The sequence below is a fragment of the Lachnospiraceae bacterium genome (genome assembly GCA_022794035.1).
Classification (GTDB): domain Bacteria; phylum Bacillota; class Clostridia; order Lachnospirales; family Bianqueaceae; genus CALWPV01.
Genome location: JAAWDX010000010.1, coordinates 24,578 through 40,959, shown reverse-complemented (window position 1 = coordinate 40,959; position 16,382 = coordinate 24,578). Strand labels below are relative to the sequence as shown.

Genomic DNA, 16,382 nt, shown 5'->3' with positions numbered 1-16,382 from the left:
GTTTTTTTCATGCCTGCGCAAACTGGCTGTTATAGAGCTCTGCATAGAACCCATTCTGCCTCAGCAATTCTTCGTGGCTGCCCTGTTCAATGACATGGCCGTCCTTCATCACAAGAATGATATCCGCCTCTTTAATCGTTGATAGGCGGTGCGCCACAATAAAGCTCGTGCGCCCCTGCATCATCCGGGCAAATGCCTTCTGAATCTGCAGCTCGGTGCGCGTGTCGATCGACGAAGTGGCTTCATCCAAAATCAGCATCGGCGGCAGGCAGAGCATCACACGGGCAATACAGAGCAGCTGCTTCTGCCCCTGAGAAAGATTGCCGCCATCCTCGGCAATGACCGTGTCATACCCCTGCGGCAGACGCCGGATAAAGCTGTCCGCATGAGCAGCTGCCGCCGCGCGGCGCACCTCTTCATCGCTCGCCTGCGGATAGCCATAGGCAATATTGTCGCGGATCGTGCCCGCCTTCAGCCATGTGTCCTGCAGCACCATGCCGTATCCCGCGCGCAGACTGCTGCGTGTGAGATGCCGGATCGGGTATCCGCTGACGCAGATGCGTCCCTGCTGCACATCGTAAAAGCGCATGAGCAGGTTGATCATCGTTGTTTTGCCGCAGCCCGTGGGCCCTACAATGGCAATGCGCTGCCCCGGCTGTACGCTGAGATTTAGGTTCTCGATCAGCGGCCGCTCCGGCGTATAAGAAAATGACACGTTTTCGAGCGATACGCGGCCGTCGATCTCTGCGGGCGTGAGCACCTTGGCATCCGGCGCATCGGGCTCCTGCGCCCTCTCCTGAATGAGCTGCAGCACGCGCGCCGCGCAGGCCAGTGCATTTTGCAGCTCCGTCACCACACCGGAGATTTCGTTAAAAGGCTTCGTATACTGATTGGCATAGGTGAGAAAGCAGGAAAGCTGCCCCACCGAAAGCAGGCCTCTGACAGCAAACACCGCGCCTACGATGCCGACCGCCGCATACACCAGTCCGTTGACAAAGCGCGTACAGGGATTGGTGATGGACGAGTAAAAAATCGCTTTCTGTCCGCAGGCTCTGAGCTCCTCATTGACCTCGTCAAAGCGCCGCTGCGCCTCCTGCTCATAGCCAAAGGCCTTCACCACCTTCTGGCCGCCCACCATCTCTTCGACCAGAGCCGTCATGCGGCCGCGCACCTGCGACTGCTGCTGAAACATCGAATAGGTCCGCCGGGCGATAAAGCGCGCGACCAGCAGCGAAACCGGCGTGACCAGCACGACCACCAGCGTGATTTTCACATTCACCGTCAGCATAAAGGCAATCGTGCCGATGATCGTCACCATACCGGTAAAAAACTGCGAAAAGCCCATCAAAAGCCCCTCCGAAAACTGATCCACGTCCGTGATCATGCGGCTGATCATGTCGCCATGCGCCTGTGCGTCCAGATAGCGCAGCGGCAAAATCTGCAGCCTCTCAAATGCACGGATCCGCAGATCTGTCACCACATGATAGGTGATCTTATTATTGCACAGATTCATCAGCCACTGCGCCAGCGCCGTCACGCCTGTGAGCAGCAGGATCTGCACCAGCAGGCGCCAGACCGCCGCAAAATCCACCTGCTGCGGACCCACCACATAATCAATCGCATCTCCCACCAAAATGGGCACATAAAGCGTAAGCGCCGTGCTCAGCACCGCAAATGCCAGCGACAATACCAGGTATAAACTGTAGGGACGGATCAGCGCCAGCACCTGCCGCATCGTTTCTTTTTGCTTCATCTTGCCTGCACCTCCTCCGAAAGCTGCGATGAGCAGATCTCGCGGTACACCTCGCAGCCCGCCAAAAGCGCCGCATGCGTGCCGCAGCCCACCATCCGGCCATCCTCCAGCACCACAATCTGATCCGCATCCTTCACCGCCGACGCCCGCTGCGACACGATCAGCACCGTCATGCCGTCCGTATTTTCCTTCAGCGCCCGCCGCAGGCGGAAATCCGTCATGAAATCCAGTGCTGAAGCGCTGTCGTCCAGAATCAGAATTTCGGGGCTTGCTGCAAGAGCCCTGGCAATCGTAAGCCGCTGCCGCTGCCCGCCCGAAAGATTCGCGCCGCCCTGCTCGAGCATTTCATCCAGTCCCTTTTCTTTAGAATGAACTACTTCATCGGCCTGTGCAATGACGAGTGCCCTTTCGATCTCTGCGTCGCTTGCCTGCGGATTTCCCCAGCGCATATTTTCGCGGATCGTTCCTTTGAAAAGCTGGGCTTTCTGAGGCACGATGCCGATTTTGGAGCGCAGCTGCTGAAATGGATAGCTTTTTACATCAACACCGTCTATTTTTATGCTTCCGGCTGTCACATCGTAAAAGCGCGGAATCAGGTTGATCAGCGTTGTCTTGCCGGATCCCGTACCGCCAATAATCCCAACGGTCTGTCCCCTTTCCACTTGCAGCGTGATATCCGTAAGCGCGTTTTCTCCTGCCGCATACGCAAAGCTGACCTTTTGCAGCTCGATATGGGGCGTCTGGCTTGCCGCCTGCTGCGGCTCGTTTCCTTCATCGCTTAACTGGGAATGCACGGCAAAAATTTCATTGATCCGGCTGGCTGAGGCGGAGGCTTTGGTAAAGGTTACAATTAGGTTGGCGAGCGCGACCAGCGCGATCAGAATCTGCGTCATGTAGTTTACGAGCGCGACTACCTCGCCTTGCGTGATTACGCTGTCATGCACCTGATGGCCACCCTGCCAGACAATCAGCACAGTCGCTAGGTTGACAATTACATACGTAAGCGGATTGAGAAGCGCTGAAATTTTGCCGACAAAAAGCTGCGTTTTGCGCAGTGCTCCATTGGCCTGTTCAAACCGGCTCTGCTCTTCCTCCTGCTTAGAGAAGGCCCGGATTACGCGCACGCCGGTCAGATTTTCTCTTGTGATCTGTGAAATTTGATCTAGCTGCCGCTGCGCTTTTTTATAGTGCGGGATGCCTTTGAGCATCACGCAGTAGATCACCAGAGCCAGTACCGGCACGGCGACGGCAAAGATCAGCGCCAGCTTTATGTTGATTGTAAAGGCCATGATCACGGCTCCGGCTACGATAAAGGGGGAACGCAAAAAGAGCCGCAGCACCAGATTGACTCCGCTCTGCGCCTGATTGATATCGCTGGTTACTCTTGTCATGAGCGTAGAGGTTCCGAGCTGATCGATCTCGGCATAGGAGAGGCTGTTGATATGCCGAAACAGATCGCTGCGCAGCTCCGTCCCGAAGCCAAAGGAGGCTTTGGCGGCAAAGTACTGGGCAATGAGTGAGCAGCTAAGACCGAGCACGCCGAGCAGCACTAGCATGCCTCCTTGTCTTAGGATATAGGCGGCATCGCCATTTCGGATGCCTATATCCATGATCTGTGCCATGATGAGCGGCACAATCAGCTCAAAGGAGGCTTCTAACAGTTTAAATAAAGGGCCAATTACACTTTCTTTTTTGTAATGCTTTAAATACCGAATCAATCTAACCATATCTGTCTCCATATTATAACTAAAAAGAATATTTTAGTTCAGATTATAGCATATAGTAATATTTTTATCAAGCTTTTCCTCATGCTGTATTTTCTGCTGTTTGTTGCCTTTATATGCTACTCTGGATAGTGAAATAGATGCTGCGTTATAGCAATTGATTACGCGCTTGCGTCCTATTTTGTGTTGGGCGGTTTTTATTTTGGGTTGTTTTATCTTGTGCTGTTCAGCTGCCTATAGCGCAAAATAGAAATTAGCTGAAAAAATTCAGCTGGCCGTGGTGGAAGAAAGGAAAATGGTGGAAAATTGCCCGTCATGAGCAGCCTCTAAGCAGTCGTATGGTGGAAAAAATTCTACTGGGTATGGAGGAAAAAATCAGAATAGCGGAAAAGCTTCAGCTATATTTTCAATTTCAGCCATTGACGGTGCAAGTGCAAACAATCGCTAAGCATCGGCGACGCAAGAAGGGGAAACCAGCGCCAGCCATCAGGCCCGGCACAGAAAACCAACTCCCAATCTCAAAGCTTCTTTTATCTTTCTCCTTGCTTGACAACTTTTCAAAACTATTTTAAAATATTTGGGAAGAAAATCAGAAAGGATCATACTCCATGAAACGAAATGTCTTTAAAAAACTAATCTCCTATTACAAGCCGCACCGCAGGCTCTTTTACATCGATATGCTGTGCTCGCTCATCGTAGCGGTGTGCGATCTGTTTTATCCAATGATTGCTAAAAATATTATCAATGATTATGTCTACCGCGATTCGCTGCGGTTTATTTTAATCTGGGCCGGCGCGCTGCTGGGCATCTATGTGCTCAAATGCCTGCTCAACTTTTACATACAGTATTGGGGGCATGTGGTGGGCGTCCGCATTCAGGGCGATATGCGCCGCGATATGTTCCGGCATCTACAAAAGCTTCCTTTTTCTTTTTATGATGAAAACAAAACCGGTACTGTCATGTCCCGCCTTGTCAACGACCTTATGGAGATTGCTGAGCTCGCACATCATGGTCCTGAGGGCCTGCTTCTGTCCTCGATTATGCTGACTGGCTCCTTCATTATGCTGGCCTCCATCAATTTATGGCTGACGCTGATCATTTTCATTGTAATTCCTTTTATTGTATTTTATGCCGTAAAAATGCAGCGCCATATGAACGACGCCTTTTTGCAGTCGCGCGTTGAGATCGGTGAGGTGAACTCCAACCTCGAAACCAGTCTGGCCGGTATCCGCGTCAGCCGCGCCTATACTGCGGAGAGTCATGAAAACGACAAATTTGCCGTAGCCAATGAACGCTTTAAGAAGGCACGCGGCCGCTCCTATAAGATGATGGCCTTTTTCCATTCCGGCACCGGTCTGCTCACCGATCTTTTATATCTGGTTGCGCTGGTGTCCGGCGGCCTGTTCCTGTTTTACGGTAAAATCAATGCCGGTGAATATGCTGCCTTTTTGCTCTATATTAACATTTTCCTCAAGCCCATCAACCAGCTGATCGCCCTGTTTGAGCAGCTGCAAAACGGCATGACGGGCCTGCAGCGCTTTGAAGAAATCATGAGCGTTCAAGAGGAAGAGGATGCGCCCCAGGCTCATACTGTCGACCGCCTTGAGGGGCATATCGAATTTAAAGATGTAAGCTTCAGCTATACAGAAGACAGCGACGCTCCGGACGATGGGAACCACATGGTGATTGATCACCTCTCCATGAATATTGAGAAGGGCAAAACCGTGGCCCTGGTTGGCCCCTCGGGCGGCGGAAAAACCACGCTCTGCCATTTGATCCCGCGTTTTTATGAGCTGAATGCCGGCAGCATTTTCATTGATGAGCAGGATATTACCACGCTTTCGCGTGAAAGCCTCCGCCGCAATATTGGCATGGTGGCGCAGGATGTATTTTTGTTTAACGGTACTATCCGCGAAAATATTGCTTATGGCAATCTGGATGCCAGCGATGAGGAGATCGTCGAGGCGGCGAAGAAGGCCAACATTCATGATTATATCATGACGATGGAGGATGGCTATGATACAAATGTGGGCGAGCGCGGCATTAAACTTTCGGGCGGCCAGAAGCAGCGGATCTCGATCGCGCGCGTATTCCTGAAAAACCCGTCGATTCTGATTCTGGATGAGGCCACCAGCGCGCTGGATAATGCAACGGAGATGCTGATTCAGGCTTCTTTGGAGCAGCTGGCGAAGGGACGGACCAGTCTAGTGGTGGCGCACCGCCTTTCGACGATTAAGAATGCCGATGAAATCATTGTGATTACGCCGGAGGGCATCCAGGAGCGCGGTACGCATGATGAGCTGCTGGCGGCTAACGGCATGTACGCCAATTTGTATCAGTACCAGTTTAGAGAATAATTAGAAATACCTCTTGACTCTGACACGATGTCGTCCTCTATGATCTGACTGCAAGGAGGTAAGGTAATGGCTTATCGCACGATCAGTGAGGTTTCCAAAGAGCAGCACATCTCACCGCGCATGCTCCGCTATTATGAGCAGATGGGATTGATTCAGAGTATGCACCGGGAAAACTATGCCTATCGTGTGTATGATGAAGATACGGTTCGGCGGATTCGGCAAATTATTTTACTGCGCAAGCTACGAATTCCATTAAAAAAGATTAAGGGCATACTAGATGGAGACCGGGCGGCGGCTACGGCACTTTTGCAGGAACATCTGCTAGAAGTCCGGCAGAACATTGCGCTCCTGCAGCTGATAGAAAAGGCGCTGCACAGCCTGGCTCTGCAGAGGGAAAGCGGGGATGACTGGCTGCCGGAGGCAGTAAGCGCCCTGGCAGGATCTCTCCCGCTGGAAAAGCATCATCTGGCAGCGGCTTCTCCTTTGATTCTGTCTGAAAAAGAACAGCATATCCGCATGATACTGCTGCCCCCTCTTTGGGTCGCTTCCTATCAGGAAACCAGCGAAAGTCCGGAGGAAAGCGTCGGTAACGTGATGGATCAGTTTATCTGCCATGAGAGGCTCTATGAAAAAAAGCCGGATGCCCGGCTCTTTGGCATTTCGCCTTCTTCCGGCGATCATAACGACCTTCATACCTATGCGAACTGGGTCAGTATTCCGGAGAATCTATGTGTGCCTTCGTCCTTTTCTAAAAAATATTTTGCCGGCGGCCTGTATGCTGCCTATACCATTGACTTTCCTGATTTTCATGAATGGGAATTTCTGAAGGCATGGGCTGAGCGTCATCCAAGATACCAGATCGACCATGTCGGTCAGTTTCTGGAGGAGCATCTGAACTGGGTATATGCCTCGCATAAGGGATGGCCCCCCGATGGAATCGATGGAAAAATCGATCTTCTGCTGCCCATTCAGCCAAGATAAGCCTTTACTGCCTTTCTTCCTAGTTTTCAAATTTTAGGAGGATTGACTGAAATGACAGACATCACACAATTTAAAAAGGATCTGCGCCAGCTTGGCGTATGTGCCGGAGACACTTTGTTGGTACATTCTTCTATGAAAGCGCTTGGCACCAACGCTACGCCCGATGCCATCATCGATGCCTTAGAAGAGGTTTTAGGTGAAGACGGTACCCTGCTGATGCCGGCACTGACCTATGAAACGGTAAATACAGAGCATCCGGTATTTGAAAGTGCTAAAACGCTGCCCTGCATCGGTCTGCTGCCAACTGTGTTTATGCAGCGCCCCGGCACAGAGCGCAGCCTTCACCCCACGCATTCCGTATGCGCCAAAGGCCGCCTTGCCCATACGCTAACCGTGCGGCACGCCATGGACCAAACAGCAGTGGGCCCACGCTCGCCCTTTATGCTGCTGCCTCTTTATAAAGGAAAGCTGCTTTTCATCGGCGACATTCTGGACAAATGCACCTTCATGCACGGCATTGAGGATTTAGTAAAACCTCCTTATATCCGTCCCGAATTCCCTGCTACCTATATGGTGGACGGTGAAAAGCGTGAATACATCGGCGGCCATGATTTTGGCTGGGGCGCTGAATTTCAGCGCATCGAGGAGTTGCTGGAGGAGCCGGACCTGCGCAAGGGCAAATTGCTGGCGGCTAACGCCTATCTGATCGATACGCGGGCGCTCCTTGCCGCGGCCGTGTATAAAATGCGCTGCGAGCCGTATGCCTTTGTCACCGATATTTCGTCGTATATTTGATACAAATTTTCATACTTGCTGGTCTGCATGCCGATGACGGCGATGCTTAGGCTCCTATCGGCATGCAATGTGCTGGTTTGCATGCTGATGGCGGCGATGCTTGCCCTCCTACCGGCATGCAATGTGCCAGTTTGCATGCTGATGGCGGCGATACTTAGGCTCCTATCGGCATGCAATGTGCTGGTTTACATGCCGGTGACGGCGATGCTTGGGTTCCTACCGGCATGCAATGTGCCAGTTTACATGCTGATGGCCGCGATATTTAGGCTCCTACTGACATGCAATGCACTAGTGTGCATGCTGGTGACGGCAGTTCTTGGGCTCCCACCGACATGCAAAAGCCCATACACAAAACCCCCAAAAGCCCGGACCTTCCCGTCCGCCAGACTTTTGGGGGTTCTTTTCTTCTTAGCATTATATTGCAGGCAGTGCATACCCGCCTTACCAGGCCAGCACTTCGTATCCCGTCTCCGTCACAGTCACCATGATCTCCCACTGCGCAGACGGCTTGTGATCCTTCGTATAGATCGTCCAGCCATTCTCCTCATCGCAGTAGATCGCTGACCGGCCCATATTCACCATCGGCTCAATCGTAAAGGTCAGTCCCGGCACCAGCAGCATCCCCGTGTTTTCCTTCGTCACAAAGCTCACCCAAGGATCCTCATGAAACTCCAGCCCGATCCCATGACCGCCAATCTCCCGCACCACACTATAGCCATTTTTCTTCGCATGCGCATGCACTGCCGCACCCACATCACCCAGAAATCCCCAAGGCTTTACCTGTGCCAGTCCAAGCTCCACGCACTCCTTCGTCACATCCACCAGCCGGCGCTTCTTCTCATCCACCTCGCCAATGCAGAACATCCGTGACGAATCCGAATAGTACCCGTCCAGAATCGTAGACACATCCACATTCACAATGTCGCCCTCCTGCAGGATCCGGTCCTCCGCCGGAATCCCGTGGCACACCTCTTCATTCACCGAGGTGCACACACTCTTCGGAAAGCCCTCATATCCCAGCGGCGCCGGCACGCCGCCCATCTCCGTCGTCACCCGGTACACCAGCCGGTCGATCTCCTCCGTGCTCATGCCCGCATGGATCTCCGCCGCGACAGCGTCCAGCACCGCCACGTTCACCTTCGCGCTCGCGCGCAGCCCCTCCAGCTGCTCCGGCGTCTTCAAAAGCCGGCGATCCGGCACCAGGCAGCCCCGGTCCCGATAAATCGCCATCTGCTCATCCATCGCCATATGGCACTTTTTATACTTGCGGCCGCTTCCGCACCAGCACACATCATTTGGATTTAATTTCATAGCTTCCTCCATTTAACATCGCGCCTGCCAGGCAGGCAAAAAATTTCCGTCTTACTGCGGACAGACCTCGATTGAGATTTGGATGACATAATCCTTCATCTTCTGCGTCGCCAGATAACTGACCATATCATACTCATACGAATTGCCGCAAATGCGCAGTCCGTTTTCTCTGATAAATTCCTTCATGATTTTATACGATTCAATCAGCTGGCTATAAGAGCCCTTGTGCAGCATCGTCACATACTGCCCCGCCGGCTTAATCCAGAGGCGCTCATCCTCCTTCCGGCTGTGAATCCTCGTATAATAATAGCTCTCATAGCACTTTCCCTGCTCCAGCGTCTCCTGCAGAATGATAGAGCCGATCGAATACTCCTCCCACAGATCCCGCTTTTCCAGATGCAGGAAATGATCCCGGATCCGCTCCACCTCTTCGGTAAGCGTAAGCGTTTCACCATGTTCGACTTTAATTGTAATCAAATATTCCTCTTCACAACTCACAAGCCGCGGTTTATAATACTCCTCAGTAAGCGCGTATTCCGTGGATTTGATTGAGTTTTGAATAAGTTTTTGCATACTTTCAATTTTACGCTTTTCTTTTTCCAGCTGTTTGGCCTTTTCCTTCATCATCGCCAGAAAATCCTGAGCCTCATAATGCTCCATGTAGCTCTTGATTTCCGCCAGAGAACAGCCCGCTTCCTGCAGCGTAATAATTAAATCATAATCAAAAAACTGACCGGTCGTATAATACCGGTATCCATTCTCGCCAATATAAGCCGGATGCAGAATGCCAATTTCATCATAATGCCGCAGCGTCTCCTTCGTTGTAAGGCACATCTTGGCAAATTCTCCGCTGGTATAATATTTCTTCTCGTCCATTATGCCTCCTGCTGACTGTGCGATTTCTCAAAGCTTTCGGATTTTCCAGTATTATCCCAACCATTTTTAGCTCTAGCTTGACTATGGGGTTACCCAATAGTTTAAAATATCGTTTTGGGATGACTTCTGCGCTTATGACTCCGCTATTTATTATAGCTTGTAACATGAAAATAATCAATGAGGAGGTTTAAAAACATGAAAAAAACTATCGATCAAAGATACACCAAATCTTCTTTGATTATCCACTTTTTGCACGGCAATCTGCACTTTTTCATATTCAGTATTCTGGCGGCATTCGGCGTAACGCTTCTGGAAATGATTCTGCCGCAGATCATTCGTTCTACCGTGGATTCTGTCATCGGCAGCGAACCCTTTTCGTTTCCGGCGCCCATCACCCGCCTGTTAGAGGATTGGGGCGGCGCCCCCTATTTCAGAGAGCATCTGGGCATCATCGCCCTCGTCATCGTCGGCATCGCGCTGCTGGCTGTGCTGTGCCGCTACGCGAACAACCTGATGAACTCCAAGGGCTCTGAAATGCTCATGCAGTCCATGAGAGAGCAGCTCTTTGCACACATTCAGAAGCTGCCGTTCTCCTGGCATATGAACAATCAGACCGGCGACATCATCCAGCGCTGCACCTCCGACGTCGAGCGCGTCAAAATCTTTGTCGCTGAGCAGCTCATATCCATTATTCGTATCGTCATTCTGATGGCGCTTTCCCTGTTCTTTATGTTCTCCATGGACGTCCGGCTGTCTGTCATCGCCGTCGTCAGCATTCCGATCATCGTCAGCTACTCTGCATTTTTCCATTCTAAAATCGGAAATCACTTTTTGGAATGCGACGAAAACGAAGGCATCCTGTCCACCATTGCACAGGAAAACCTGACCGGCGTACGCGTCGTGCATGCCTTCGGCCGGGAGAAATTTGAAAAGGACCGCTTTGAAAAGCAGAACCATTATTACACCAATCTATGGGTTTCCCTGATGAAGCTCATGTCCGCCTTCTGGGGCGCCGGCGATCTGATCTCCGGCCTGCAGGTCATGCTGATTTTGGTGTTAGGTTCCGTTTTCTGCGTGCAGGGCACGCTCAGCACAGGCGAGTTCATCGCCTTCCTATCGTATAATTCCATGCTCATCTGGCCGGTGCGCCAGCTAGGGCGTGTGATCTCCGAGATGAGTAAAGCAGGCGTTTCAGTGGAACGTATCCTATACATTATGAACTCCCCCGCTGAGGAAGATAAGCCTACGGCCGGCACGCCGGATATGCACGGCGACATCGTATTTGACCATGTCAGCTTTGGCTACGATTCAAATGTTAAGATCATCGACGATGTCAGCTTTTCCATCCCGCAGGGCACAACCTTTGGTATTTTAGGCTCTACCGGATCTGGTAAATCCACCCTGATGCACCTGCTCAACCGTCTTTATGAACTGCCTGAAAACGGCGGAAAGATCACGGTTAACGGCATCAATATCACCGATATTCAGGCGAAGCATCTGCGTAAAAATATCGGTATGGTGCTGCAGGAGCCCTTCCTGTTTTCACGCACGATTGCGGAAAATATCGGCATCACTCATCGTGATATGTCAATGGAGGAAATTCACCGCGCCGCACAGATCGCCTGCGTGGATGATGCCATCGAAGAATTTACCAATGGATACGATACCATTGTCGGCGAGCGAGGCGTTACCCTCTCCGGCGGCCAGAAGCAGCGTACCGCGATCGCGCGCATGCTCACGCAGAAGGCACCCATCATGGTATTTGATGATTCTTTATCGGCTGTGGATTCTGAAACAGATGCCAAGATCCGTCAGGCGCTGCGGAGCAATCTGGGCGATTCCACTGTCATTTTAATTTCCCACCGCGTAACTACGCTGATGCAGGCGGAATGCATTATGGTCATGGATCAGGGCCGCATTGCCGAAATGGGCTCCCATCAGGAGCTCATGGAGAAAAACGGAATCTACCGCCGCATCTATGATATGCAAATGCAGATTGACGAGGCCATTTTGGCTTCTTCAACCGACTCTCGCAAGGAGGTGTAATATATGAAAGAAACACAGAAGCAAGAGTATGTCTCCTTACCCTATTTTGGCATTAATAAGTTATTTCCCTACTTAAAGCCCTACCGCCGTATTATCATCAGTATGGTGCTGCTTTGCCTGCTGGCTGGCATTATCGATATTGTCATTCCATTGTTTCAGCGCTACTCCCTGAATCATTTCATCGCTTTAGGCACGCTGGACAGCTTACCTGGCTTTATCATCGCCTATGTTTTCATCCTGCTGATGCAGGTAGCCGGCAATACGGTCTCCAGCTATCAGGCCGGTCAGATCGAGATGTATGTCTCGCGCGATATGCGCCGCGAGAGCTTTAATCATCTGCAGACGCTATCCTTTTCCTATTTTAATCAGAACAGCGTAGGCTATATCCATGCCCGCGTGATGAGCGATACCTCCCGCATCGGCGGTCTGGTATCCTGGAGCCTGATGGACGGCGTATGGAACCTCTCTTACATTATCGGCGCCATTGTGGTCATGCTTTCGATCAATGTCAAGCTGGCCCTCATGGTGCTGGTCATCGTCCCTCTTACCGCCTTGGCGGCGGCCTTTTTCCAGAAAAAGCTAGTAGCCCTCAACCGTAAGATCCGCGAGATCAATTCGCGCATTACCGGTAACTTCAATGAGGGCATTACCGGTGCTAAAACTACCAAAACGCTGGTTGTTGAAAGCAAGATGGAAGATGGCTTTAACGAAACCAGCCGCCAGATGACGCACACTTCGGTGCGCGCTGCCAGATTCCGCGCGCTGTTTGTAACCATGATTTCTTTCTCATCCTTTTTGGCGCTGGCGCTCGTGCTGTGGCGCGGCGGTATCATCACCATGGAGGGCGTGATGGAGCTGGGTACGCTCTCGGTGTTCATGTCCTATGCGCTGAATCTGATGGATCCGATTCAGTGGATCGTACGTGCGATCTCTGATCTGATTACCGTGCAGGTCAATGTAGAGCGCTTTACCCGCCTGATGGAGACGGAATCCGATGTGGCGGACACGCCGGAGGTGCTGGAAAAATACGGCGACAGCTTTGAGCCGAAGCGCGAAAACTGGGAGCCGCTGCACGGCGATATTGAATTTAAGGATGTTTCGTTTAAATATCCGGACGGCGACGAATATGTGCTGGAGCACTTCAATCTGAAGGTTCCGCAGGGCACCAATGTGGCCATCGTCGGCGAGACCGGCGCGGGCAAGTCCACTTTGGTCAATCTGGTGTGCCGCTTCTTCGAGCCCACCTCCGGCCAGATCCTGATCGACGGCCGCGACGCCCGCGAGCGTTCACAGCTGTGGCTGCACAGCAACATCGGATATGTGCTGCAGTCGCCCCATCTGTTCTCCGGCACGGTGAAGGAAAACCTGCTTTACGGCCGCCCCGATGCGACCATGGAGGAGATCGAGGCCGCTGTCAAGAGCGTATCGGCGGACGGCGTGATCGCCCGTATGGAAAACGGCTACGACAGCAATGTGGGCGAAGGCGGTGATCTTCTCTCCACAGGAGAAAAACAGCTGCTGTCGTTCGCCCGGGCTATTTTGGCTGATCCACGGATTTTCGTACTCGATGAGGCCACCTCGTCCATCGACACGGTGACGGAAAAGCTGATTCAGGATGCCATCGAGCACCTGATGAAGGGGCGCACTTCCTTTGTGATTGCCCACCGCCTTTCTACGATCCGCCAGGCCGATGTAATCCTTGTTGTAAAAGATGGTAAAATCATTGAATCCGGTAAGCATGAAGACCTGCTCCGCGCGCATGGATACTATTATAACCTGTACACGCGGCAGTTCCAGGAAGAGAGCTTAAATAGTTTTTAAATAATACGCCCCACTGAGATAATCCCCCGCCTCACTGACAGCTACGGTGGTATGCTGATCAGTGAGGCGGGGGATTTATTTTATATGGCTCTCTTTTATACTAACTCTATCTTTAAGGAACTTTTCTCTTGCTGTAGAAACTGGATTATATATACTGAATTATATATAATTAGTATTTGAATAGGAGGAACAAACCTATGTTTTGCCAACATTGCGGCACTCAGCTGCTGGATAATGCGAAATTCTGCAACGTATGTGGACAGGCAGTTTTATCGACTGCTTCACCAATTCCTGAAAAAACTCGGTCTGCTTCATCCATTGCTACAGCTGCGCCTGCCGGCAAAAAACACCGAAAAATCATTCCTTTATTATTAACCCTTATTCTACCTGTAGTAATTGTAGCCACCAGTTTTTGCATTATAAACGCAATTGAAAGAAATACTCCCCTTAACCGTGTTATATCTGCAATACAAAACACATTAGAAGAAAATGACTTCACCGTTTTTATGGATATTGCAGATGGTTATAATATCAATTCAAAGAAGTTTTCCGTAGACTATACTCCTGACGATCATTTTGCGTTCGACTATGATACATACCTCGTCTATTTAGACTATACAAATGAGTATAGTTTCTTCCTAAGCTCCTCAAATCCCAAGCATTCTGAAGCATTATTTGGGGAGGATTACTATGACAACCAATGGGAAAACGATCAAGAATGGATGTGGTATCATTATTTCAGAGAGTATTACTTAATCAATGCTATTGGAAAATTTATTTTAGATGATCGATCTTATTTAGATGATATAGAGACTATCATTACAGAAGAGAAAAAGTTCAGCCATTCTAATACAGATATTGCAGAAGTAATAGAACATCTTCAAGAACTGTTTCAAAACAAGGAATTTATAGAAAACGCCTGCAAATCCCGCATCGTGGAAAAAGAAAACATAGAACAGGTTTTGTTTAGCATTGACCGATATAGTGACTTCTGGCCTCAATTTATTACCTGTATATCACCTATACTAAGTTCAGATGAACTCGAAGATTTTTATGAAGAATTTTGTTATGGAACTTATGGTCTTGATATCAATTTTACGATTCAGGATGATCTACTATATGCCTGCACCCTTAATGTTACAGAGTATAATCATCAAGGAGAAGTAAAAGAAACATTCTCTCTTCAAACTTTTCTTACAGATATTGGTACCACACAAATCAATGGACTGGAAAGTTCAAAGGAAATGCAGAGAAAAGCAAACCTATATCGATTAAATCCCCAAGAATGATTCACTACTTCCTTGACTCTTTGAACATTGTTCAATATAATGGATTTGAACATTGTTCAGGAGGATGTATATATGGATCATAAAGAAAGCATTATACAGGCAACGATTGCACTCATTGAGGAAAGAGGCGAGGCGCTGGAAACCATTACCGTCCGCGAGATATGCAAAAATGCCGGTGTCGGCTTAGGCCTTGTGAATTATCATTTTGGAAATAAGGACAGGCTCCTTGAAGTATGCGTTGAGCGTATAGTCAATAAGATTGTTTTACAGTTTCAGGAGATCCAAGAAGAAACAGAATGTTTTACCCCTTTTAAGAAATTGGAATATCTCGGCAATATGACTCTTGATTATCTGTTTGCGCATTATACCATTTCCAAAATTTCAATGCTGACCGATATGAAGCAGCCAAAGCCAAATGACAATACGTACAGAACCTACGCTGCCTATCTTCCGCTTGTTGCCGCCTGCCGTCCCGACTGGAACGAAGACACTGTAAAAAGAAAAACCTTTTACCTGATCTCAGTTATGCAGCAGACATTTCTTCGCTGCCATGCAGCATCGGTGATGCTTGCGATCGATTTAAGACAGAAGGAAGCCCGCAGGCTATGGCATGCCGAGTTCCTGCATGATCTTTTGGAGGTGTAAGGATGAACATAACGGTTATAAACGGAACGGAAAAACGCGGCGTGACCTATCAGCTGAAAGAGATATTTTTAGCAGCGTTTAGGGATAAAGCGACCATTACGGAATACGATCTACCAAGGGATTGCCCTCATTTTTGCAGCGGCTGTGTAAGCTGTATCATAAACGGTGAACATAGCTGCAAGGGCGCCGCATACATCGCAGAAATAGAACAATCCCTTTTGGAGGCGGACTTGATTGTCATGACCTCTCCTGCCTATGTATTTCATACTACGGGAGCCATGAAAGCATTTCTCGACCATTTTGCCTACCGCTGGATACCACACCGCCCTGCTCCTGAGATGTTTGGAAAACGAGCCATCATCATTACGCAGTGTTTAGGCGCAGGAGCAAAATCTGCGGCCAAGGATATCAGGCACAGCTTATCTTGGTGGGGCATTTCTAAAATCGTAGTCTTCACCGGTGCCCTCATGAGCGATATTGTCTGGGAAAAGCTTTCCGAAAAAAAGCGGACAGCGCTGACAAGAAAAATACAAAAGCTGTCTCAAAAATTTACCCAGATAGACTATGCCAAGCCTGCGCGCACCAATGGGATTACAAAAGCGAAGTTCCTCGTCGGCCGTCTGATGCAGCAAAAACTCCATAAAAATGACCCAGCCTATCTCGACGGAAGGTATTGGGCGGAGCAGGGCTGGCTTGGCAAGGCCAGACCATGGCGGCCATAGGCAGATAAACTTCATATGTTATTATGCGTTGCTTGCCGCAACGGTTCACTCTTCCTATAATG

At 50.0% G+C, this 16,382-nt stretch carries 13 protein-coding genes; 9 read left to right on the top strand and 4 right to left on the bottom strand.

What is annotated here, in order from left to right:
* Positions 1 to 7: 7 nt before the first annotated feature.
* Positions 8 to 1,753: an ABC transporter ATP-binding protein gene (locus tag HFE64_08445; GenBank protein ID MCI8633487.1), complete on the bottom strand. Its 1,746-nt coding sequence runs from the start codon at positions 1,751 to 1,753 to the stop codon at positions 8 to 10.
* Positions 1,750 to 3,480 carry an ABC transporter ATP-binding protein gene (locus tag HFE64_08440; protein MCI8633486.1) on the bottom strand — a complete coding sequence of 577 codons (1,731 nt, stop codon included), beginning with the start codon at positions 3,478 to 3,480 and terminating at the stop codon, positions 1,750 to 1,752. Before HFE64_08440 ends, HFE64_08445 begins: the two co-directional genes overlap by 4 nt.
* Before the next feature lie 335 nt (positions 3,481 to 3,815).
* Here HFE64_08440 and HFE64_08435 point away from each other — a divergent pair, with 335 nt between their 5' ends.
* From HFE64_08435 to HFE64_08420, 4 genes are all read left to right on the top strand, one after another.
* Positions 3,816 to 4,049, top strand: coding sequence for a hypothetical protein (locus HFE64_08435; GenBank protein ID MCI8633485.1), 234 nt, complete (start codon positions 3,816 to 3,818; stop codon positions 4,047 to 4,049).
* 36 nt (positions 4,050 to 4,085) lie between these two features.
* Complete coding sequence (locus HFE64_08430) at positions 4,086 to 5,834, top strand: ABC transporter ATP-binding protein (protein MCI8633484.1); 1,749 nt, start codon at positions 4,086 to 4,088, stop codon at positions 5,832 to 5,834.
* Between the two features lie 66 nt (positions 5,835 to 5,900).
* Positions 5,901 to 6,815: a MerR family transcriptional regulator gene (locus tag HFE64_08425; GenBank protein MCI8633483.1), complete on the top strand. Its 915-nt coding sequence runs from the start codon at positions 5,901 to 5,903 to the stop codon at positions 6,813 to 6,815.
* Positions 6,816 to 6,866: 51 nt separating this feature from the next.
* The gene (locus tag HFE64_08420) at positions 6,867 to 7,610 is read left to right on the top strand and encodes an AAC(3) family N-acetyltransferase (protein MCI8633482.1); all 744 of its coding nucleotides are present in this window, start codon (positions 6,867 to 6,869) and stop codon (positions 7,608 to 7,610) included.
* Positions 7,611 to 8,051: 441 nt separating this feature from the next.
* On the opposite strand, the gene HFE64_08415 is transcribed toward HFE64_08420, so the two are convergent.
* Positions 8,052 to 8,933 carry a methionyl aminopeptidase gene (locus HFE64_08415; GenBank protein ID MCI8633481.1) on the bottom strand — a complete coding sequence of 294 codons (882 nt, stop codon included), beginning with the start codon at positions 8,931 to 8,933 and terminating at the stop codon, positions 8,052 to 8,054.
* Between the two features lie 39 nt (positions 8,934 to 8,972).
* Positions 8,973 to 9,797, bottom strand: a complete 825-nt coding sequence (locus HFE64_08410) for a MerR family transcriptional regulator (protein ID MCI8633480.1) — start codon at positions 9,795 to 9,797, stop codon at positions 8,973 to 8,975.
* A 177-nt stretch (positions 9,798 to 9,974) separates the two neighbouring features.
* On the opposite strand from HFE64_08410, the gene HFE64_08405 reads away from it, so the two are divergent.
* From HFE64_08405 to HFE64_08385, 5 genes are all read left to right on the top strand, one after another.
* A complete protein-coding gene (locus HFE64_08405) occupies positions 9,975 to 11,843 on the top strand; it encodes an ABC transporter ATP-binding protein (GenBank protein MCI8633479.1) in 1,869 nt (622 codons plus the stop codon).
* 3 nt (positions 11,844 to 11,846) lie between these two features.
* Positions 11,847 to 13,664 carry an ABC transporter ATP-binding protein gene (locus HFE64_08400; protein ID MCI8633478.1) on the top strand — a complete coding sequence of 606 codons (1,818 nt, stop codon included), beginning with the start codon at positions 11,847 to 11,849 and terminating at the stop codon, positions 13,662 to 13,664.
* Positions 13,665 to 13,861: 197 nt separating this feature from the next.
* Complete coding sequence (locus tag HFE64_08395; protein ID MCI8633477.1) at positions 13,862 to 14,953, top strand: zinc ribbon domain-containing protein; 1,092 nt, start codon at positions 13,862 to 13,864, stop codon at positions 14,951 to 14,953.
* Between the two features lie 72 nt (positions 14,954 to 15,025).
* Positions 15,026 to 15,598, top strand: a complete 573-nt coding sequence (locus tag HFE64_08390; protein MCI8633476.1) for a TetR family transcriptional regulator — start codon at positions 15,026 to 15,028, stop codon at positions 15,596 to 15,598.
* Positions 15,599 to 15,600: 2 nt separating this feature from the next.
* Positions 15,601 to 16,320 carry an NAD(P)H-dependent oxidoreductase gene (locus HFE64_08385; protein MCI8633475.1) on the top strand — a complete coding sequence of 240 codons (720 nt, stop codon included), beginning with the start codon at positions 15,601 to 15,603 and terminating at the stop codon, positions 16,318 to 16,320.
* Positions 16,321 to 16,382: the final 62 nt, after the last annotated feature.